24 protein-coding genes are annotated in these 19,851 nt (G+C 63.5%); 13 read left to right on the top strand and 11 right to left on the bottom strand.

Going from position 1 to position 19,851, the window contains the following annotated elements; genetic code table 11:
* Positions 1-58 precede the first annotated feature (58 nt).
* Positions 59-469 (top strand): ester cyclase, encoded by a 411-nt coding sequence (locus tag FN060_RS04010; protein WP_142586962.1) that lies wholly within the window; start codon positions 59-61, stop codon positions 467-469.
* Between the two features lie 10 nt (positions 470-479).
* Here the strand turns inward: FN060_RS04010 and FN060_RS04015 are convergent, their stop codons facing one another.
* The 4 genes from FN060_RS04015 to FN060_RS04030 form a co-directional block, all read right to left on the bottom strand.
* Positions 480-920 (bottom strand): MarR family transcriptional regulator, encoded by a 441-nt coding sequence (locus tag FN060_RS04015; protein WP_142586963.1) that lies wholly within the window; start codon positions 918-920, stop codon positions 480-482.
* Between the two features lie 150 nt (positions 921-1,070).
* Positions 1,071-1,376: a hypothetical protein gene (locus FN060_RS04020; RefSeq protein ID WP_142586964.1), complete on the bottom strand. Its 306-nt coding sequence runs from the start codon at positions 1,374-1,376 to the stop codon at positions 1,071-1,073.
* 100 nt (positions 1,377-1,476) lie between these two features.
* Positions 1,477-1,815, bottom strand: coding sequence for a hypothetical protein (locus tag FN060_RS04025; protein ID WP_183949830.1), 339 nt, complete (start codon positions 1,813-1,815; stop codon positions 1,477-1,479).
* Between the two features lie 69 nt (positions 1,816-1,884).
* On the bottom strand, positions 1,885-3,075 hold the full coding sequence (locus FN060_RS04030; protein WP_142586965.1) for a hypothetical protein: 1,191 nt from the start codon (positions 3,073-3,075) through the stop codon (positions 1,885-1,887).
* A gap of 186 nt (positions 3,076-3,261) precedes the next feature.
* On the opposite strand from FN060_RS04030, the gene parC reads away from it, so the two are divergent.
* Positions 3,262-5,520, top strand: a complete 2,259-nt coding sequence (gene parC, locus FN060_RS04035) for a DNA topoisomerase IV subunit A (RefSeq protein ID WP_142586966.1) — start codon at positions 3,262-3,264, stop codon at positions 5,518-5,520.
* Here the strand turns inward: parC and FN060_RS04040 are convergent, their stop codons facing one another.
* From FN060_RS04040 to hemB, 6 genes are all read right to left on the bottom strand, one after another.
* Entirely contained in the window at positions 5,521-5,910 is a 390-nt protein-coding gene (locus FN060_RS04040; RefSeq protein WP_142586967.1) for a type II toxin-antitoxin system death-on-curing family toxin, read from the bottom strand.
* Entirely contained in the window at positions 5,907-6,128 is a 222-nt protein-coding gene (locus tag FN060_RS04045; RefSeq protein ID WP_077547108.1) for an AbrB/MazE/SpoVT family DNA-binding domain-containing protein, read from the bottom strand. Before FN060_RS04045 ends, FN060_RS04040 begins: the two co-directional genes overlap by 4 nt.
* Positions 6,129-6,182: 54 nt before the next feature.
* The gene (locus tag FN060_RS04050; protein WP_142586968.1) at positions 6,183-7,061 is read right to left on the bottom strand and encodes a DMT family transporter; all 879 of its coding nucleotides are present in this window, start codon (positions 7,059-7,061) and stop codon (positions 6,183-6,185) included.
* Between the two features lie 11 nt (positions 7,062-7,072).
* On the bottom strand, positions 7,073-7,831 hold the full coding sequence (locus tag FN060_RS04055) for an arginyltransferase (protein ID WP_142586969.1): 759 nt from the start codon (positions 7,829-7,831) through the stop codon (positions 7,073-7,075).
* A gap of 134 nt (positions 7,832-7,965) precedes the next feature.
* Positions 7,966-8,424 carry an RDD family protein gene (locus FN060_RS04060; protein WP_052637837.1) on the bottom strand — a complete coding sequence of 153 codons (459 nt, stop codon included), beginning with the start codon at positions 8,422-8,424 and terminating at the stop codon, positions 7,966-7,968.
* A gap of 71 nt (positions 8,425-8,495) precedes the next feature.
* Positions 8,496-9,509, bottom strand: coding sequence for a porphobilinogen synthase (gene hemB, locus FN060_RS04065; RefSeq protein ID WP_142586970.1), 1,014 nt, complete (start codon positions 9,507-9,509; stop codon positions 8,496-8,498).
* 141 nt (positions 9,510-9,650) lie between these two features.
* Here hemB and FN060_RS04070 point away from each other — a divergent pair, with 141 nt between their 5' ends.
* The 7 genes from FN060_RS04070 to FN060_RS04100 all read left to right on the top strand — a co-directional run bounded on the left by FN060_RS04070 (position 9,651) and on the right by FN060_RS04100 (position 16,125).
* Positions 9,651-10,082, top strand: a complete 432-nt coding sequence (locus FN060_RS04070) for a DUF6163 family protein (RefSeq protein WP_142586971.1) — start codon at positions 9,651-9,653, stop codon at positions 10,080-10,082.
* A gap of 238 nt (positions 10,083-10,320) precedes the next feature.
* Positions 10,321-10,833: a transcriptional regulator LdtR gene (ldtR, locus tag FN060_RS04075; protein WP_052637840.1), complete on the top strand. Its 513-nt coding sequence runs from the start codon at positions 10,321-10,323 to the stop codon at positions 10,831-10,833.
* A gap of 297 nt (positions 10,834-11,130) precedes the next feature.
* Complete coding sequence (locus tag FN060_RS04080; protein ID WP_142586972.1) at positions 11,131-12,465, top strand: L,D-transpeptidase family protein; 1,335 nt, start codon at positions 11,131-11,133, stop codon at positions 12,463-12,465.
* 164 nt (positions 12,466-12,629) lie between these two features.
* Positions 12,630-13,919 carry a serine hydroxymethyltransferase gene (glyA, locus tag FN060_RS04085; protein ID WP_142586973.1) on the top strand — a complete coding sequence of 430 codons (1,290 nt, stop codon included), beginning with the start codon at positions 12,630-12,632 and terminating at the stop codon, positions 13,917-13,919.
* 16 nt (positions 13,920-13,935) lie between these two features.
* The gene (gene nrdR, locus FN060_RS04090; protein ID WP_052637842.1) at positions 13,936-14,415 is read left to right on the top strand and encodes a transcriptional regulator NrdR; all 480 of its coding nucleotides are present in this window, start codon (positions 13,936-13,938) and stop codon (positions 14,413-14,415) included.
* Between the two features lie 4 nt (positions 14,416-14,419).
* The gene (gene ribD, locus FN060_RS04095) at positions 14,420-15,511 is read left to right on the top strand and encodes a bifunctional diaminohydroxyphosphoribosylaminopyrimidine deaminase/5-amino-6-(5-phosphoribosylamino)uracil reductase RibD (RefSeq protein WP_142586974.1); all 1,092 of its coding nucleotides are present in this window, start codon (positions 14,420-14,422) and stop codon (positions 15,509-15,511) included.
* Positions 15,511-16,125, top strand: a complete 615-nt coding sequence (locus tag FN060_RS04100) for a riboflavin synthase (RefSeq protein ID WP_142586975.1) — start codon at positions 15,511-15,513, stop codon at positions 16,123-16,125. Before ribD ends, FN060_RS04100 begins: the two co-directional genes overlap by 1 nt.
* Before the next feature lie 21 nt (positions 16,126-16,146).
* On the opposite strand, the gene FN060_RS04105 is transcribed toward FN060_RS04100, so the two are convergent.
* Entirely contained in the window at positions 16,147-16,797 is a 651-nt protein-coding gene (locus FN060_RS04105) for a glutathione S-transferase family protein (protein WP_142586976.1), read from the bottom strand.
* Between the two features lie 171 nt (positions 16,798-16,968).
* On the opposite strand from FN060_RS04105, the gene FN060_RS04110 reads away from it, so the two are divergent.
* From FN060_RS04110 to FN060_RS04125, 4 genes are all read left to right on the top strand, one after another.
* Positions 16,969-17,436 (top strand): group III truncated hemoglobin, encoded by a 468-nt coding sequence (locus FN060_RS04110; RefSeq protein ID WP_142586977.1) that lies wholly within the window; start codon positions 16,969-16,971, stop codon positions 17,434-17,436.
* Positions 17,437-17,729: 293 nt separating this feature from the next.
* Complete coding sequence (rnk, locus tag FN060_RS04115) at positions 17,730-18,182, top strand: nucleoside diphosphate kinase regulator (RefSeq protein ID WP_142586978.1); 453 nt, start codon at positions 17,730-17,732, stop codon at positions 18,180-18,182.
* Between the two features lie 148 nt (positions 18,183-18,330).
* Positions 18,331-18,870, top strand: coding sequence for a GreA/GreB family elongation factor (locus tag FN060_RS04120; RefSeq protein WP_142586979.1), 540 nt, complete (start codon positions 18,331-18,333; stop codon positions 18,868-18,870).
* Positions 18,871-18,936: 66 nt separating this feature from the next.
* Positions 18,937-19,833 carry a DMT family transporter gene (locus FN060_RS04125; protein ID WP_210310724.1) on the top strand — a complete coding sequence of 299 codons (897 nt, stop codon included), beginning with the start codon at positions 18,937-18,939 and terminating at the stop codon, positions 19,831-19,833.
* The last annotated feature ends 18 nt before the right edge of the window (positions 19,834-19,851 follow it).

Raw genomic sequence — 19,851 nt, forward strand, 5'->3', positions numbered from 1 at the left:
TCTGCAAATTTGGGTAGGCAGAGTGTACAGTCTAACTGTATATCCTGCGAGGGTCTTGATGTCCGCCAAAAACAAGGAAGTGGTTCGTCGCTTCAACATCGAAGTCATCCAGAATGGCAATGAGGAAGAATTCCGCGCGATGATGGCGCCGGACTTCATCAACCACGCGGTACCGGAAGGAATGCCGAATGGCCCCGAAAGCATGTGGAACACCTTTCAGAACATCCTTCGTCCTGCCCTGTCGGACCTGACGGTGACGATCCACGATCAGGTCGCCGAAGGCGACAAGGTCACCACGCGAAAGACGATCAGTGGAGTACACACGGGAACCCTTCTGGGCGTTCCGGCGACAGGCAGGGAAATCGCCATCAGCGTGATCGACATCGTGCGAGTCCAGGACGGCAGATATGCGGAGCATTGGGGTTTGAACACCCTGTCAAACGTCCTCGCGAAGCTGTCGAAGCCATGATCGGGTCAGGCTAGAGTAGCCGATCGAGCAAACGGACGGCTGCTTCAAGCGTTCGCCTGTCCTCCTGCGAAAGGCGTTCCTCTATCAGGGCGGCGATTTCCGATGTCCGGGCCCGGCGAGAGCGGAGCAGTTCGTCACGTCCATTCTCGGTAATGGAAAGAAGCTGGCTGCGGCCGTCGGCCGGGTTGGGCATCTTGCTGATCAACCCAGCCGATTCCAGCTGCCCGGCAACCAGCCGCATGCTCTGATGCCTGACGTTGCGACGTTCCGCCAGTTCGGCAACACTCAGGGGGCCGGCCCGCTCCAGAAGCGATAGCGTTTCCGACTGCGAAATTGTCGGTGTATTCGCCTTCGTCTTGATGCCGCGAACGAATTTACCAAGCGTGACGCGAAGATCTTCCGCAAGCGCCAGTGCCGTGGTGTCTTTTTCCGATTCGGCGTCTGCGGCCATCACTTTCCTATCCTGCGAAACACCCGTTGGACCTCGTGTGCGCAAGCAAAACCCAGTGGAACCGCATTGGTCGGCATAAACGCCATTGAACTACTGCTGGTACAACGTGTCGTGCCGGATCGCGGTGACAACTGCGTCCCTCGCCGGGTCCTATATGCCGGAGCCGTCCAGTTCCGCCTCGTCCTTGCCCTCCCATGCTGGGGGCAGGGTGAGTGCCTCGACATTGGCTGCGGGCATCGGCATCCAGCACTTCAGCTCCGGCTCGGCATATTCGATGATTCTGCCTGGCGCGGAATCGGAGGAGCGCCAGGCCTCGCCGCCATGCTGGTCTCCCCTGGCCCAGTAGACGAGATCGACGGCGCCGGGGCCCTGTTCGGACGGGCGTATGGTCACAAGAATGCGACTGCCGTCCTTCGGTGCGGAGCGCATCTGCCGCCAGCGGCCAGGTTGATCCATTTTTGTTTCCTCCCAGACAGTTGGCCCAAGTGTCGCCGCGAGATCCCGTTCGGTCAACTCCAATGCCCCAACGCAATCCAGAACATTTGCCGCCTGTCGCTCACGTCACGAAAGGCATGATGTCGACGCCGTCACCCGGGAATACAGTCAGATGCGGATGGTCGCGGAATAGCTGCGCGGCCGCTTCGGCGGTTTCCGCTTCGACGACGAGATAGCCGCACAACGGATTCTGGGCCGCCGCCACGCCGTCCTTCGTCACGCGTGTCGTCTTGCCAACCATTCCGCCACGATCGATGATGAGCGCGGCATTGCGTTCTTCCCAGGCTTTCCATTGCGCGACGCCCACGGCATCGATCGCATCCTGCTCGGCCTTCGGCATATTGCGAAACGACGCGAGGTCCTCGGGCTTCATCGTGTAGACGGCAAGAAACCGGGGCATCGGCGTAACCTCCATCCGCTCGGTTGGCCTCCCACGCCGCCGTATCCCTGATGGCGGCCTGTTCTGCCACTACTGTCTCCGGTTTGCCTCCACCGTCACGCCCAGCACGTCCGGAGGCGTGTTCGGCGCTCCCATGGCAGCGCCCATGATCATCGGGAAGGGGACCGGGTTTTCGGGCTCGGCCGAGATCGTCAGGTTGCCGGGGTTGTCGAGATAGGTGTTGACGGCTTCCGTCACCATGTTCTGCAGCTTCGGCACATTGTACTGGGCGAGCATCATCGGCGTCATCGCCTTCAGCATCTGGGCCATGTTCTCACCCGAGACGCCCTGTTCCTTGCCGGCATAGTCGAGCGCCCGGCTGGTGATGCCGGCATCCTGGAAGCTGATCTCGGCACTGTTGAAGGTCAGTCGCTGCATCAGGCCGAGCATCGCAAGGCTCGCGGCATCCTGGGCCTCCTTGCCGGCGTTCGCTTCCATGGCCTGTGACGCCTGCTGCGCAGCACGCACGAAGTCCATGGTATAGCCGGAGAAGCTGAGGGCCATCGAGAGCTTGCCGACATTGGCGAAATCGAAGACATATTCTTCGAGATCGACCACGCCTTCCTCGGCCTGCCAGCTTCCCGACAGGCTCATGGTCCCCGAAAGCTTCGTCATCCCGAGCGACTGGAGAGCTTCACGGGACTTGGCATCCTCGACCGTCGACAGATCGGCTTCAATGCCGTCGACCTCGATCGCAAACCCGACCGCGGACTGGTCTTCGGCAACATCGGTTGCGGAACTGGACGAGGCGACCGAGAATACGGTCTTTCCGTCGACAGTGACCTTCATCGGTCCGGTAGAGGCTTCCTCATAGAGGAGGACGGAGTCCAGGCTGTCGCCCGTGGCCGTGGCGGGGACGGTCACGCCGCTCATCGATATGTCTGAGATCGTGACAGTGGTCTTGTCTTCCGTCGCGGTCACATCGGGAAAGGCCACGGTCTCGATGAAGTAGCCGCCATTGTCTTCTTCGACGCCCTCGAGGGTGATGTCACCAAGCGTGATGGCGGGGTCAGTTTCGACCGGCTTGTAGGTGGCGCCGCGCAGGGTCACCGTGGAACCACGGACGTCGATCGTCTGGGCAGCGAGCGGAGCGCCGGGCATGCCCATGGCCGCATTCAGCTTGGCCACCAGGTCTGCTCCGTCAAGCGAGAATGCAGGCCCTGCCATCATCATCAACGCGCCGCCGGCGGCCAGAGCCCGCATCGTGCCTGCATAAGACATCGTCAATCCTCCTGTAGGCATCTGCCCGTAGCGTTCCGTTTTGCCTGTTATACGAGGCAGCGAAGAAACGTCCATGGTTTTTGTTCCCCGCCGACAGTGGTGGAAGCGCCGTGTCTGTGCCGTCATCCACAGGCGCATGTCCTGTATTTCTTGCCGGGAATCGGGCTTTCCGCTAGTCAAGGCCCCATGGGACAAAATCTTACACCGCCGTCAGACGGCGAGGGCGGCGACCATATTCTTCCGGTCGACCTGAAGGCGGCACTCGAAGAGCGCTATCTCGCCTATGCACTGTCGACGATCATGCATCGCGCGCTTCCGGACGTCCGTGACGGCCTGAAGCCGGTGCATCGCCGCATCATCCATGCAATGAGCGAAATGGGCATCCGTCCCAATTCGGCCTTCAAGAAATGCGCCCGCATCGTCGGCGACGTCATCGGTAAATTCCACCCGCATGGCGACCAGTCGGTCTATGACGCACTGGTGCGCCTCGCGCAGGATTTCTCGCAGCGATACCCGGTCGTCGACGGGCAGGGCAATTTCGGCAATATTGACGGCGACAGTGCGGCCGCCTACCGGTACACCGAGGCTCGTATGACTGAGGTGGCAGCTCTCCTCCTCGAGGGGATCGACCAGGATGCCGTCGACTTCCGCCCGACCTACAACGAGGAGGACGAGGAACCCGTCGTCCTGCCGGCGGCCTTCCCGAACCTTCTCGCCAACGGCGCCTCCGGCATCGCGGTCGGCATGGCGACGTCCATCCCGCCCCACAACGCCCATGAACTCTGCGACGCAGCACTCCACCTGATCAAGCATCCCGATGCGACCGTCGAAAAGCTCGTGGAATTCGTGCCCGGCCCGGACATGCCGACTGGCGGCATCATCATCGACAGCCGCGAGTCCATCATCGAGTCCTACAAGACCGGCCGCGGCGGCTTTCGCGTGCGGGCGAAGTGGGAGACGGAGGACCTCGGTCGCGGCGGCTACCAGATCGTCGTCACCGAAATTCCATATCAGGTGCAGAAGTCGCGGCTGATCGAGAAGATCGCCGAGCTCCTCATCGCCCGCAAACTGCCGCTGCTTGAGGATGTTCGGGACGAATCCGCCGAGGATGTCCGCATCGTGCTCGTGCCGAAGAGCCGTACGGTGGACGCCACGCTGCTGATGGAATCGCTCTTCCGACTGACGGATCTGGAAAACCGCTTCCCGCTCAACATGAACGTCCTGTCCATGGGCAAGGTGCCCAAGGTCATGGCGTTGAACGAAATCCTGCTGGAATGGCTGGACCACCGCAAGACCGTCCTCATCCGGCGCTCGAAATTCCGGCTGGCAGCCATCGATCGCCGTCTCGAGATCCTCGGCGGCCTGCTGATCGCCTATCTCAACCTCGACGAGGTGATCCGCATCATCCGCGAGGAAGACGAGCCGAAGCCGGTGATGATCGCCAAATGGGATCTCACAGACATCCAGGCGGAAGCCATCCTCAACATGCGCCTGCGCAACCTGCGCAAGCTGGAGGAGTTCGAGATTCGCAAGGAATTCGATGAACTCACCCGGGAGAAGGCCGACATCGAGGGGCTGCTCGCCTCCGATGACAAGCTGTGGCGGGTGGTGGAAGTCGAGATCCAGGACGTTAAGAAGAAGTTCGCCAAGGCAACCGAGCTCGGCCGCCGCCGCACCCAGTTCGCCGAGGCTCCGGAAGCGGACATTGACGCGATCCAGCAGGCGATGATCGAGAAGGAGCCGGTGACGGTCGTTCTCTCGCAGAAGGGCTGGATCCGCGCGCTGAAGGGCCATATCGGCGACACCTCGTCGCTAACATTCAAGGAAGGCGACGCCCTGAAGCTTGCCTTCCCTGCGCAGACGACGGACAAGCTGCTGCTCGTTACCACCGGCGGCAAGGCCTACACGCTCGGAGCCGACAAGCTGCCGGGCGGCCGCGGCCATGGCGAGCCGGTCCGCATCATGGTGGACATGGAGAACGACCAGGACATCCTGACCGCCTTCGTCCACGACCCGTCGCGCAAGCTGATCCTTGCCTCGACTGCCGGCAACGGCTTCGTGGTGGCCGAAAGCGAGATGGTCGCCAATACCCGCAAGGGCAAGCAGATCATGAATGTTGGTATGCCGGACGAGGCAAAGCTCGTCGTGCCGGTCTCCGGCGATCACGTCGCGGTGGTCGGCGAGAACCGCAAGATGCTCGTCTTCCCGCTCTTGCAACTGCCGGAAATGACCCGCGGCAAGGGTGTCCGCCTGCAGCGCTACAAGGACGGCGGCATCTCCGACGTGAAGTGCTTTGCCATCGACCAGGGCCTTACCTGGGAGGATTCTGCCGGCCGCGTCTTCACGAAGACGAAGGACGAACTGGTGGAATGGCTGGGCGACCGCGCCTCTGCCGGCCGGCTGGTGCCAAAGGGCTTCCCGCGCAGCGGCAAATTCGCCGGATGATCAGGGGTAGGGGACGGTGTGATCGCGCAGAAAGCGCGTCGCACCTTCCTCGTCGATCTCACCTGCAGCGACGGCGAGGACGAAGGCGACGATTTCCGCCTGCGTCGCTTCGATCAGGTATCCGTTGATGAGCAGGAAGGTGAAGGCAGCAAGGTAGGCGGTCCGCTTATTGCCGTCTGCGAACGCGTGACCGCGCGCAAAACCGCATAAGTAAGCTGCGGCCAAGCAAAGGAGATCCTCTTCGCCGTAGTTGTTCTTGTGGAGAGGGCGTGCCAATGCCGCCTCAAGCGCGTTTTCATCTCGGATGCCCGGCAGTCCCCCATGTTCCGCCAACTGCTCGCAATGGATGATCTCGATTGCTGGCCGCGATAGCCATTTCACAGTTGTCACTTCGCCAGTTCTCGGAGGGCAACCTTATATTTTTGCATGCCCACACGGGCAGCCTTCAGTTGCTCGGCAAGGTCGGGTTGCTCCGGTACCAGGGAAATGCTGCCCCCTTCTTCCCGAATTTCGACGGTATCCCCCGCCTTCAGTCCGAGACGATCCAGCACGTCCTTGGGGATGATGATGCCCTCGGAATTGCCGATCTTACGAATTGTGGCGTTCATGGTTGAGCCCTCGTGTTTTAACGACGTTATAACATGAGGGTGATGTGCTGGCAATCAAGCGAGCAAGCCGGCCTCTTTTCCTAGGCGCATCAGCCGCATCTGCCACACCGAATGCGCTACCAGCGCCAGCACGAGGATAGCACCTCCGATAAGCGCTTGCGCTGCCGGAACTTCGGAGAATACGATCCACACCCAGACCGGCGCCAGGATCGTCTCCAGCAGGTAGAACATTCCGACCTCCGGGCCGCTGAGATAACGCGGGCCGGTCGCGAGGCACCAGAAGGCGAGGGGTATCATCACGGCGCCGTCGAAGATCACCCAGACTGGCGCGGCCACGGCGACGCCCTGCTGCGCCACGAAAGTCAGTCCGATCAACGCCGGCAGGATGGTTGTCACAAGCGGTACGAAGCCCATGTCGCGCCCGCTCTTGCGGCCAATCGTGATGGCGCCGGCGAGCAAGGCCGACGTTAAAAGCGCAAGACCGTCACCGAACAACCCGCCAGCCTCCAGTCCGCCCGCGACGATCAGAGCCACACCCGCCACCATCACGCTCATGGTCACGAGCGTGGAGAATGACGGCACCTCCTTCAGTACCAGCCAGCCCAACAGGGCAGCGAACATAGGCGTGAACGCGACGATGAAGACGACATTGGCCGTGGCGGTGTTGAAGACGGCGCCGAGGAAGGTCATCGTCGAAATCCCGTAGCACAGGCCGGCAAGCACGCCCGCCTTGCCGGGCACTAGCACCGGGCGTTTCTTCGCGAAGATGCGCAGCAGGAGCCAGATCGTCATGCCGGCTGCAAACGTCATCACGCTGCGCAGTGCGATGACCGACCACACCTCGCCCTCTCCGAGCTTGACGAGCGGGACGTCAAAGGAGAGCGCGAGCCCGCCGAGGGTGGTCAGGGCAAGGCCCTTCTGGTGATCATTCATGGGACGGGTCTTCAGATGTCGGTGGCGGGGTCGAAGCGTTCCCAGCCGCGCGGCGTCAGGTGTTCCTGCGGCTGGAAGCGCGTCTTGTAGCCCATCTTGCTCGATCCCTTCACCCAGTAGCCGAGATAGACATGCGGCAGGCCGAGCGCCTGCGTGCGGCTGATGTGATCGAGGATCATGAAGGTGCCGAGCGAGCGCCGGGCAAGATGTGTGTTGAAGAAGGAATAGACCATGGACAGGCCGTCGCTCATCGTGTCGGTCAGCGCAACTGCCAGCAGTTCACCCTTCCGCTCGCCGATACCCGCTCCCGGCTCACGCTTGCGGTACTCAATGATGCGTGTGTTTACATGCGTGTCCTCGACCATGATCGCATAGTCGAGCGCCGACATGTCCGACATGCCGCCCCTCTGGTGGCGGTCGTCGAGGTATCGCCGGAAGAGCGAAAACTGCTCGGTCGAAGGTTGCGCTGGCAGGAGCGTCGAGACCACGTCGGCGTTCGCGGCGAGCACGCGCCGCATCGTCCGCCCGGCCTGGAACTCGTCGGCGAGGATGCGAACGGAAATACAGGCCCGGCAGGTCTCGCAGGCGGGGCGATAGGCAATATTCTGGGATCGCCGGAAGCCGCCCTGGGTCAGGAGGTCGTTCATCTCCGCCGCCCGCGGCCCGACCAGGTGGGTGAACACCTTGCGCTCCATCTGGCCCGGAAGATAGGGACAGGTCGCCGGGGCTGTCAGGTAGAACTGCGGGGAAGGCGTGGTCTGAGTATTCATCGCGGCGCGATTGGTTCCGTTCTGGCTTCCAGATGATGCCGTAACAGCCATACCATGGCGCAGATTGGGAAAACGTCAACAGCGCCTGAAGCGATTGCTCCGGGCGCCGTGCGATAAGGTGTTGATGGACCCGGTCAGTCGGTGCGGACGATGACTGTCCCCAGCAGCATGTCATGGACGAGCCGCGACCGCTCGGTGAATAGGCCCGCAAGCAGGATGAGCGGCGTCAGCACCGAATTGATGATCCAGAACAGCACCGTGTGGACCATGGCGGTCAGAAAATCCATCCGACGGCCGTCGAGCCGCATCATGGCTACACCCATGGCCCGCATGCCGGGCGTTGCCTGGTTGGGCCCGCCGAGCGTCATGCCAAAATAGAGAAGCGCGACGATGACAAAGAGCGCCGGATAGAGAAAGAAGCCAAGGCCGAGCGTGATGATGCCGAGGAAGAAGACGATCACCGCGGCCGGAATGCACAGCAGCAGCACGATCGCGTAGTCGATCACGAAGGCGAAGGCCCGCCGTGACAGCACGCCGCTATAGGCGCGCCAGTCGTCGGGCGCGGTGTAGGTCGGGGTGGGGTCGAGGCTCATCGGCTTTGTCTCCGGTTAGGTGATAAAGCATATGGGAGGTCTCCGCCGCCGGTGCAAGCGCAGCTCCTCCGTCACCCCTTTGCAAGCTTCCGCGCCACCTCCAGCGAGAAATAGCTCAGGATGCCGTCGCAGCCGGCGCGCTTGAAGCAGAGCAGGGTCTCCATCATGATCCGGTCGCCGTCGATCCAGCCGTTCATCGCCGCCGCCTTGATCTGCGTGTATTCCCCCGAGACCTGGTAGGCGAAGGTAGGCAGTCCAAACGCTTCCTTGATGCGCCAGCAGATGTCGAGATAGGCGAGCCCCGGCTTCACCATCAGCATGTCGGCGCCTTCCTCGACGTCGAGTGCGGCATCGCGCAACGCCTCGGTGCCGTTTGCCGGGCTGATGTAGTAGCTGTTCTTGTCGCCCTTCAGCAGGCCGCCGGTATTGATGGCCTCGCGATAGGGACCGTAGAAGCCCGAGGCAAACTTCGTGGCATAGGACATGATGCCGACGTCCTGGTGGCCGGCGGCATCGAGCCCCCGGCGGATGGCGCCGATCCGGCCGTCCATCATGTCCGACGGCGCGATGACGTCGGCGCCCGCATCGGCCTGCATCACCGCCGCACGCACGATCTGGTCGACCGTCTCGTCGTTGACGATGACACCGTCGCGCAGGATGCCGTCATGGCCGTGGCTCGTGAACGGGTCGAGCGCCACGTCGGTGATGATGCCGATGTTCGGAACCGCCTTCTTGATCGCCGCCGTTGCCCGATTGATGAGGTTGTCCGCCGCAAGGCTCTGCGAGCCGGTTTCGTCGCGCAATTCCATCTCGATGTCTGGGAAGGTCGCGATTGCCGGGATGCCGAGGTCGGCCGCCTCCTTCACCGCCTCCACCGCCTTGTCGACGCTCATCCGGTTGACGCCCGGCATGGCGGCGATGGGATCAATGATGCCGGTCCCCGGCACGAGGAAGATCGGCCAGATCAGATCATCGACGGTCAGCCGGTTCTCCTGCACCATGCGTCGCGTCCAGTCCGCCTTGCGGTTTCGCCGCATGCGACGGTGGCCGGTGATCTCGTCCACCAGATGCGTCTTGTCGGTCATGGAGATGCCTCGCTGTCTTTTCGTGATGTCATGCCACTTACCATCCCGGAGGATGATTGCGAATGGCCAGATCGACGCGCCCCGCTTGCGTCTGGCTTCTTGCGGCTGGCGGCCGCAACGCGCGCCGGGTAATGTGGCGCCATGGAACCTGATTCACCCACAGTGCCGAAGCGGACGCTGACGCAGATCCTGTTCGTCCTGTTTCTCCGTATCGTCGCCATGACCTGCTTCTGGTTCGGCCTGCAGTATTGGGGGATGCTGGTGGGATACACGCTCGACGGTCGCGGACGATTCGACCTGCTGTCCCTCCCGTGGCAGGTGGCCGCGCCAAGCCTCGCAGTGCTGTTTCCGGTCGCCTCCCTGGGCCTCTGGCTTGCCGTCTCCTGGGGGCCGGTCCTCTACGCGCTCGCGGCGATCATCCAGTTTCTGATGTACAATCTCTGGGCGGATATCTTCGGCGCGAACGTCTTCGTCCTGCTTTTCCACGCGGTGGTAGCGCTTCTCTACCTGCTTTTCCGCATCGCTTTCTGGCTGGAAGACCGGCGCAGGGCGGAGCAGGTAACCCCCCGTTAACCCTCGTTCGAAAGCTTTCAAGCTTCCGATTTTAATGAATTTCGTACCTAACCTTTTGATTTTTATGGAGCGATTTGCGTCGCGACGGATGCTGCCTTGTCTCGGCCGCAGTCGACGAGTGCCGGGTAAGCGCTTGTTAAGTATGTGTTTTAAGTCGAATTTTATGGGCATTCGATAGTCTCACTCACAAGGCGGGAAGACAACAAACACCGCCAAGCAAAACAGTGAGGCAGACAACATGAACACGAAGCTGAAGCCGCAGGCAGCCGTCGCTGCCGAAACCCGCGAAGATGCAATCCGCTCGCTCTACCTGGAATCCCTTCACCTGGTCGAGCGTCTCCACCGCCGCCTTCTCGACGTCATCAAGGACGAGTTCGACCGCCAGGGCCGTGACGATATCAATGCAGTCCAGGCGCTGCTGCTTTTCAACATCGGCAATTCGGAACTCTCGGCCGGTGAGCTTCGCTCGCGGGGCTACTACCTCGGCTCGAACGTCTCCTACAACGTCAAGAAGCTGGTCGACCTCGGCTTCATCAACCACCAGCGCTCCCGCATCGACCGCCGGTCGGTCCGCATCAGCCTAACCGAGGACGGCCAGGAGATCGCCGAGACCGTCGCCAAGCTCTACGAGCGCCATATCGGCTCTATTGAGAAGGTCGGCGGCATCGGCGAGGGCGAGTTTGCCCAGATGAACAAGCTCCTGCAGCGCCTCGACCGCTTCTGGAACGATACCATCGCCTACCGCCTCTGATCCGCGACACTCCTCCAGTCGCCCTCAAAACCGGACGCGTCCCTGCGCGGCCGGTTTTTGCGTTGCCGGAAAACCACAGCGCTCTGCCCCCATCGTCCGTCACGACCTTGTCATCGCTGTCATCGTCCGGCGGCTCCGCCGAGACACGAATTGGCCATATTGCCGTGTGATCCGCGCTATCGGGACGCTGGGACTGGAATCACCCTTTGGTGTCGTCGCCGGCTGCGCAATTTGCGCCTTTGTTAACCATGTACCGCTAGGTCTGAACGGCAGCCGCGGGATGAGATGGGTAGGATGATGTCGAAGAAGATCGGATCGGAACAGGTTTCTCGCCGGATGCTCCTGCGCTCGGCTGCAACGTTCGGCGCAGCGGCGCTCGCCGCGCCGGCGCTCGCCCAGACGGCGATCGATAACCTGATCGCGGCGCCACGCCGCGGTACCTGGGACGACCAGTTCGATGCCAAGGGCAGCTCGCGCACGGTAGCTGCCGTCGCCACGCACAATCCGGTTCTCGGTCCTCACGCGCCTGTGAACATTCAGCAGGCGATCATGAACTACCAGATGATCGTTTCCAACGGTGGCTGGCCGGAGATCAATCCCGCGCAGACGCTGCGTCTCGGAGTGGTCGATCCGTCCGTGCAGCAGGTGCGCCAGCGCCTGATGATCTCCGGCGACCTGCCGCAGTCCGCTGGCATGTCGGCAGCGTTCGATTCCTATGTTGACGGTGCGGTGAAGCGCTTCCAGGCCCGCCATGGCCTGCCGGCCGACGGCGTGATGGGCGAATTCACGGTCAAGGCGATGAACGTCTCCGCCGCGACCCGCCTGCACCAACTCGAGACCAACCTCGTGCGCCTGCAGGCCATGTCCTCCGGGGACCTTGGTCGTCGCTATGTGATGGTCAACATCCCGGCCGCCTATGTCGAGGCTGTCGAGAACGGTCGCGTCGCGCTCCGCAACACAGCTGTTGTCGGTAAGATCGACCGGCCGACCCACGTCATCAACTCCAAGATCTACGAGGTCATCCTCAATCCGTACTGGACGGCGCCGCGCTCGATCGTCGAGAAGGACATCGTACCCCTGATGCGCAAGGATCCCACCTATCTGACGCGCAACAACATCCGCCTGTTTGACGGCAACGGCAACGAGGTGGCGCCGGAGACGGTGGACTGGCATGCCGAGAAGGCGCCGAACCTGATGTTCCGCCAGGACCCCGGCAAGATCAACGCCATGGCCTCTACGAAGATCAACTTCCACAACCCGCACAACGAATACATGCACGACACGCCCCAGCAGGGCCTGTTCAACAAGCTGATGCGTTTCGAATCCTCCGGCTGCATTCGTGCCCAGAACGTCCGCGACCTGACCACATGGCTGCTCAAGGAGACGCCGGGCTGGGACCGCCAGAACATGGAGCGGGTGATCGCGAGCCGGGTCAACACCCCGATCAAGCTGACCGAGGAAGTGCCGATCTACATCGTCTACATCAGCGCTTGGTCAGCCTCCGACGGGATCGTCCAGTTCCGCGACGACATCTATCAGATGGACGGCGCAACCGAGCTTGCGCTGCAGACCACGACCGGTGTCGAGCAATCTGCCGGCCCGATCAGTGAGGAAGACTTCCTGCCGCAGTAAGCTGCGCATCCCGAGAGACTCGAAGCCGCGGCGGATGCCGCGGTTTTTCGCGTCTTTGGAACAGCGGCGCGACACTTCAATCACGTGCGCCGTATTGCCGAAGTCGGGGCCACCCGTTAAGACGCGGGGGCACAAGCATCCCGACCCCTTGAGGAGCCCAGCCAATGTCGAATACCGACGCCTTCTTCTCCCGCCCGCTTGCCGAATCCGATCCGGAGATCTTTGGCGCGATCGAGAAGGAGCTTGGTCGCCAGCGCCACGAGATCGAGCTGATCGCCTCCGAGAACATCGTCTCCCGTGCCGTGCTCGAAGCCCAGGGCTCGATCATGACCAACAAGTATGCCGAGGGGTATCCCGGCAAGCGCTATTACGGCGGCTGCCAGTTCGTGGACATCGCCGAGGAACTGGCGATCGAGCGGGCCAAGAAGCTCTTCGGCGTCAACTTCGCCAACGTACAGCCGAATTCCGGTTCGCAGATGAACCAGGCGGTGTTCCTGGCGCTCCTGCAGCCGGGCGACACATTCATGGGTCTCGACCTCAACTCGGGCGGTCACCTGACGCATGGCTCGCCGGTCAACATGTCCGGCAAATGGTTCAACGTCGTCTCCTACGGCGTGCGCGAGGACGACCACCAACTCGACATGGATGAAGTCGCCCGCAAGGCCGAGGAGCACAAGCCGAAGCTGATCATCGCCGGCGGTACCGCCTATTCGCGCATCTGGGACTGGAAGCGTTTCCGCGAGATCGCCGATTCTGTCGGCGCCTACCTCATGGTCGACATGGCCCATATTGCCGGTCTGATCGCGGGCGGCGTGCATCCGTCGCCGTTCCCGCATTGCCATGTCGCCACCACCACGACCCATAAGTCCCTGCGCGGACCGCGTGGCGGCATGATCCTGACGAACGATGAGGATCTGGCGAAGAAGTTCAACTCCGCCGTCTTCCCCGGCCTCCAGGGCGGCCCACTGATGCACGTCATCGCCGCCAAGGCCGTCGCCTTCGGCGAGGCGCTGCAGCCGGAATTCAAGGATTACGCCGCGCAGATCGTCAGGAACGCCAAGGTGCTCTCAGAGACCCTCGTAAAGGGCGGCCTCGACATCGTCTCCGGCGGTACCGACAACCACCTGATGCTGGTGGACCTGCGCAAGAAGAACGCCACCGGCAAGCGCGCGGAGGCGGCACTTGGGCGCGGCTACATCACCTGCAACAAGAACGGCATTCCCTTCGATCCGGAAAAGCCCTTCGTCACCTCCGGCATCCGTCTGGGTACCCCGGCGGGTACGACGCGCGGCTTCAAGGAGGGCGAGTTCACCGAAATTGGCAACCTGATCGTCGAAGTCCTCGACGGCCTGAAGGCGGCCAATTCTGACGAGAGCAATGCCGCGGTCGAGGCGGCGGTGCGCGAGAAGGTCGTGGCGCTGACCGACCGCTTCCCGATGTACCCTTATATGTGAAGCTGAAGGAGCGGGAATGCGCTGCCCCTATTGCGGTTCTGAGGACACTCAGGTCAAGGATTCGCGCCCGGCGGAGGACAACACCTCCATCCGCCGGCGGCGCATCTGCCCCGATTGCGGCGGACGCTTCACTACCTTCGAGCGGGTGCAACTGCGCGAGCTGATGGTCTTGAAGAAGACCGGCCGCAAGGTGCCCTTCGACCGCGACAAGCTGGTGCGCTCCTTCCAGATCGCGCTGCGCAAGCGGCCGGTGGACGGCGATCGGATCGAGCGGGCCGTCTCCGGAATCGTCCGGCGGCTGGAAAGCTCGGGCGAGACGGAGATCTCATCCGAACAGATCGGCCTGCAGGTGCTGGAGGCATTGAAGAGCCTCGATGACGTCGCCTTCGTCCGCTACGCCTCGGTTTACCGGGATTTCTCCCATGCGGAGGATTTTGAGAAGGTGATCGAGGAGATCAACGCCAAGATCGCCCGCGATCCCGGGCTCGAGCCTTGATCCCGTGAGCGTGACGCCACAGGACCGGCGCTTTATGGCGGCTGCCCTGCGGCTGTCGCGCTGGCACACCGGGCTGACCGCCACCAATCCCTCTGTTGCCGCACTCGTCGTGAAGGACGGCGCCATCGTCGGCCGCGCCGTGACCGCGCCAGGTGGCCGGCCCCATGCGGAAACTCAGGCGCTCTCCGAAGCCGGCGAGAAGGCGAGGGGGGCGACCCTCTACGTCACGCTCGAGCCCTGCTCGCACCACGGCAAGACGCCGCCCTGTGCCGATGCCATCACCGCCGCCGGCGTCGCCCGCGTCGTCGTCTCGCTGACCGATCCCGATCCCCGCGTTTCCGGGCGCGGCCTTGCCATCCTGCGCGATGCCGGCATCACGGTGGAAAGCGGCGTCCTCGAGGAGGAGGGGCGCAGAACCCTCGCCGCCTACCTCATGCGCCAGACGAGGGGTCGGCCGCAAGTGACTCTGAAGCTTGCGGTTTCCGCGGACGGCATGATTGGCAGGAGAGGCGAGGGCCAGGTCGCCATCACCGGCCCCGCCGCCCGCGCCCAGGTGCATGTGCTGCGCGCAGAGATGGACGCCATCCTCGTCGGCATCGGCACGGCGCTCGCCGACGACCCCGAACTTACCTGCCGAACGCCAGGTCTCGAAGCCCGCTCGCCGCTCCGCATCGTACTGGATCGCCGGCAGGAATTGCCACCGACGTCGAAGCTCGTGCGATCGGCCAGCAACGTGCCGGTGCTCGTGGCGTCCATCACTGGTCCTGAGACCTCAGGGGATGAGAGCGCCCGCCGCGCCGCGCTCGCCGATGCCGGCGTTGGGCTCCTTGAAGCCGAAACGCTCTCCACGTTCCTCTCGGGGCTCGCTGCCCGCGGCATTTCCTCGCTGCTGGTCGAGGGTGGCGCCGGTGTTGCCGCGAGCTTCCTCGCAGCCGGCCTCGTCGACCGCATCCTCCTCTTCGAAGGCGCCGCCACGGTGGGCGAGGGTGGCCTTGCGTCGCCGCTCACGCGTGCCGATATGCCGGATGGCTTCCGCCTCCAGCGCGAATATGCGTTCGGGCCCGATCGGCTCTTCGACTACGAAAGGTTTTCCTGATGTTCACGGGTATCGTCACCGATGTCGGCACGGTTTCCAGCGTCACGCCGATGGATGAGGGCGTGCGGCTGAGGATCGCTACCGCATATGACCCGAGGACTATCGAGATCGGCGCCTCCATCGCCCATTCCGGCGTCTGCCTGACCGTGACGGCGCTGCCGGGCGAGGGGGAGAATGCCCGCTGGTTCGAGGTCGAGGCGTGGGAGGAGGCGCTCAGGCTCACCACCATCGCCGGCTGGAGCGAAGGCACGCGCGTCAACCTGGAGCGGGCGCTGAAGATCGGCGACGAACTCGGCGGCCACATCGTCTCCGGCCATGTTGACGGCAAGGCCGAGATCCTCTCGGTCGAGCCGGAAGGCGAGGCGGTGCGCATCCGCCTGCAGGCTCCCGAGGCACTCGCCCGTTTCGTCGCGCCGAAGGGTTCGGTTGCGCTGGACGGCACCTCGCTCACCGTCAACGCCGTCGACGGTGCCGACTTCGACGTGCTCCTCATCCGCCACACGCTCGCCGTCACCACCTGGGGCGACCGCAAGCCCGGCGATTTCGTCAACTTCGAGGTCGACACCATGGCGCGCTACGCCGCACGGCTGGCGGAATTTCCGGTAAAAGGCTGAGTCCGCCGAGCGGCCTCATCCTCAGTCCTTCGCGCTGGCGAGAAACGCCGCCCGCTGCGCCTCGTAGGCACGCCCGTAGGCAGGACGCCCCTCTCCGCGGACGACATAGGCGGCGAGGTTCGGATACTCCTCCAGAAGCCCCGCGCCCTCCAGCCGCCGCAACACGGTCACCATCAACAGGTCCGCAGCGCTGAACGCGCCGTCCAGCCAGTCCGCATCACCGAGTCGGGCGGAAAGCTGGCCAAGGCGCCGGCGGATGCGATCTTCCACCATGCCGAGGCGCTCCTGGTACCAGCGCCGGTCGCCCTCCTGGTACCCCGCCATCTCGCGCTCGACGATCACCGGCTCCATGGTGCTGAGCGCCGCAAACATCCAGCTGATCGCCCGTGCACGGGCTTCCGGATCCTTCGGCAAGAGACCCGGATGGTGCTCGGCGATATGCAGCACGATCGCTCCGGTTTCGAACAGGGCAAGCCCGTCCTCTTCATAGGTCGGGATTTGCTCGAATGGCTGGAGCGCCAGATGCGCCGGCTCCTTCATCGCCTGAAACGACAGCAGGCGAACTTCGTATGGTAACCCTACCTCTTCGAGCGCCCAGCGTACCCGCATGTCGCGGGCATGGCCCTGGCCGCGATCAGGTGAGCTTTCGAATGCCGTGATGGTGATGCTCATCCCTGCCTCCTGTGGTTTCCCTGAAGACGGCCGGCGAGGACGCATTCCGACATCCGGCGCCATCGGCGAAAGGGCAGTCCGGCCGGGGCACGTCGTCGCAACAGTCGCCGCCGCCCTTCGCAAACCCGCTGCGATCCCTTATCTAGGGCGCAACAGACAGGACCCGTTATCATGCATCCCGATCTCAATGCCAGGGCGGCCCATTCCGTCGCCATCCGTGAGCGTGCCGCCGCCGAGATGAAGGCGATAGGCGTGGACGTAGCCTTCATCTCGGCGCTCGTCGATACCTTCTACGGCCGCGTGCTCGCCCATCCCGAGCTCGGCCCGGTCTTCGATGCGCGCCTTGCCGGTCGCTGGCCGCAGCACATGGAGAAGATGAAGGCCTTCTGGTCCTCCGTCGCCTTCCGCAGCGGCGCCTATGGCGGAAAGCCGGTCCAGGCCCATATGGGCGTTGCGAACATGACGCCGGACCTCTTTCCGCAATGGCTGTCGTTGTTTGCTGCCACCCTCGATGATATTGCCCCAAGTGAGGAAGCCAAGGCTTGGTTCATGGCGACCGCCGAGCGCATCGCCAGGAGCCTGACGCTGTCGCTTTTCTACAATCCCGCACTCGACGATCCGGCCCTGCGCCGAAGCTGATCGATCCTCGGCGGCCGCCCGCGCAAGGTGGCCTTTGCTTGACTTCCATGCCCGCAGGGCCCATGTTCGAGCCATGTTGACCGAACGCCTCCATAACCGTCTCAAGCGGGTGTGCCTCATCGCAGGCACCTGACCCCCGGCTCGGTCGCGTCGCGCCCCGGCCGTGGGGCGCATAGGCGGCTTTTCCGCAAAATCCGGTTCGAAGCCTGCCCTCGGGGGCGACAGTCAATTTTCCACATCAACAGTCACCGCAGCGCAATTTTGCCTGCGTACAAGTCAGCGAGGATCCAGCGATGGCTCCCAACAAGAACACACACCGCAAGCCGGCCATCATCGTCACCCAGTCGGATCACGAGCGGCTGTCGCGTCTCGCCGAGGCGCATGCCGATCGCAATCCCGACGTCTCCGAAGAGCTTCTGGCCGAACTGGACCGCGCGCGCGTCGTGCAGGACGGCAAGATCGGCACAGATGTCGTTCGCATGGGCTCGACCTTGCGCTTCACCAGCGACCTCGGCGAGGACCGCACCGTCACGCTCGTCTTTCCGGGCGAAGCCGATATCGCGGCCGGCAAGATTTCCATACTCACCCCTATCGGTGCGGCCCTGATCGGGCTGTCGGCGGGCCAGTCGATCGACTGGACGGCGCGAGACGGCCGCGTCCACCGCCTCGCCGTCGAGACGGTTCAGGCCCCCGCCGACCATCTGGCGGCGCCTGCCGCCCCAGCGGAGCTGCGGACGGCATCATGACCCGCGTTCTGCCGCCTTGCCGCCTCTCGCTCTACGGAGGCTGCCTCATCGCAGGATAGTTGCCCCTGCACCGCGGCTCGCGCGGGCAGGGGATCTCCCGTCCATGATCAAATGTGCGCGCTCCCCCGGAGCAAAGGAGAACTGCGATATGTCCAAGGACAACATCATCCTCACCACGAAGGATTTCACCATACTGGAAGCCATGTGCGACAACCCGCGCGTCAGGCCGGACCTGCTCGTCCCGCATATCCGCCGCAAGCTCGATGCTGCGATCGTCGTCTTCCGCCAGGACCTGCCGGAAGGGGTGGCGAGCGTCAACAGCCGCGTCACCTTCCGCGTCGATGGCGGTGCGATCGATACGCGGGTTCTCTCGACCGGCCAGGTCGAGGCGCCGGTCGGCATGTTCCTGCCGATCACTACGCCGCGAGGCCTGGCATTGCTGGGTCTTTCCGAAGGCCAGGAGGCGGTTGTGGACAATACCGACGGACGCGCGGAACGGATCGTACTCGAGAAGGTGGAATATCAGCCCGAGGCGGCACGGCGAGAGCGCATGGCTGCAAAGAGCGAGCCCGCTTCTACGCAGCACAAGCCGTTGCTTCGCGTGGTGTCCGGCGGCATGAAGGACGTGCGCCGCCCCGTCCCAGTTATGTCGGACGGTTTTGACGATCCGGGCCCGTCGGCCGCTTGAGCCGCGCCAGCCTGGGATGACGCGGGCCGGGAAGGCCCGCGTTTCCATGAGAGAAGAAGGAACAGCATGTCTACCAACCTCACCCCGGCGCAAGGCACGCGCTCCACCGACTTCGCGCAGGGGCTCGTCTGGATGGGACTCAGCATGGCCTCCTTCATCGGCATGTCGGTTGGCTCCCGCGAACTGGCGGCGACCCTCTCCATCCAGCAGGTGCTCTTCTTCCGCGCACTCGTTGGCCTCTTCGTCATCCTCGCCCTCGGCCGGGCGCTGCTGCCGGAATTGCGGGGGCTGAAGATGGTCCGGCTGCATGTCCTGCGCAATGTCGTGCACTTCTTCGCCCAGTATCTCTGGACGATCGGCATCGTGCTGCTGCCGCTCGCCTCGGTCTTCGCGCTCGAATTCACCATGCCGATCTGGGTCGCCTTCTTCGCCTTCCTGTTCCTGAAGGAAAGGCTGACGACGCCGCGTATCCTCGCCACCATCGGCGGCTTCATCGGCGTTCTCGTGATTGTCCGCCCCGGCCTCGGAATGGTCGATCCCGCCGCCGGACTGGTGCTGATCGCCGCCGCCGGCTACGGACTGTCGCTGATCCTCGTGAAGCAGCTGACGCGCGAGGTATCGCCCGGCGCCATCGTCGTCTGGATGATCCTCATCCAGCTGCCGCTCGGCTTCCTCGTCTCGCTCACCGACTGGCGCCCCGTCAGCTTCGCCGACATCCCCTGGATGCTGGTCGCCGGCATAGGTGCGCTCGCCGCCCATTACTGCCAGGCTCAGGCCCTGAAGCGTCTCGACGCCTCCGTCGTCATGCCGATCGATTTCCTGCGCGTGCCCATGGCCGCCGTCGTCGGCTACTACGCCTATGCCGAAGCCATCGACCTCTGGGTCTTCCTCGGCGGCGGCATCATCTTGTTCTCGAACTACCGCGCCGTCATGGCCGAGCGCCGGGCTGCGATGGCCGGATAACGGGCTGCTTTCAGGCTG

This window comes from Pseudorhizobium halotolerans (assembly GCF_902153235.2).
Classification (GTDB): Bacteria; Pseudomonadota; Alphaproteobacteria; order Rhizobiales; family Rhizobiaceae; genus Neorhizobium; species Neorhizobium flavum.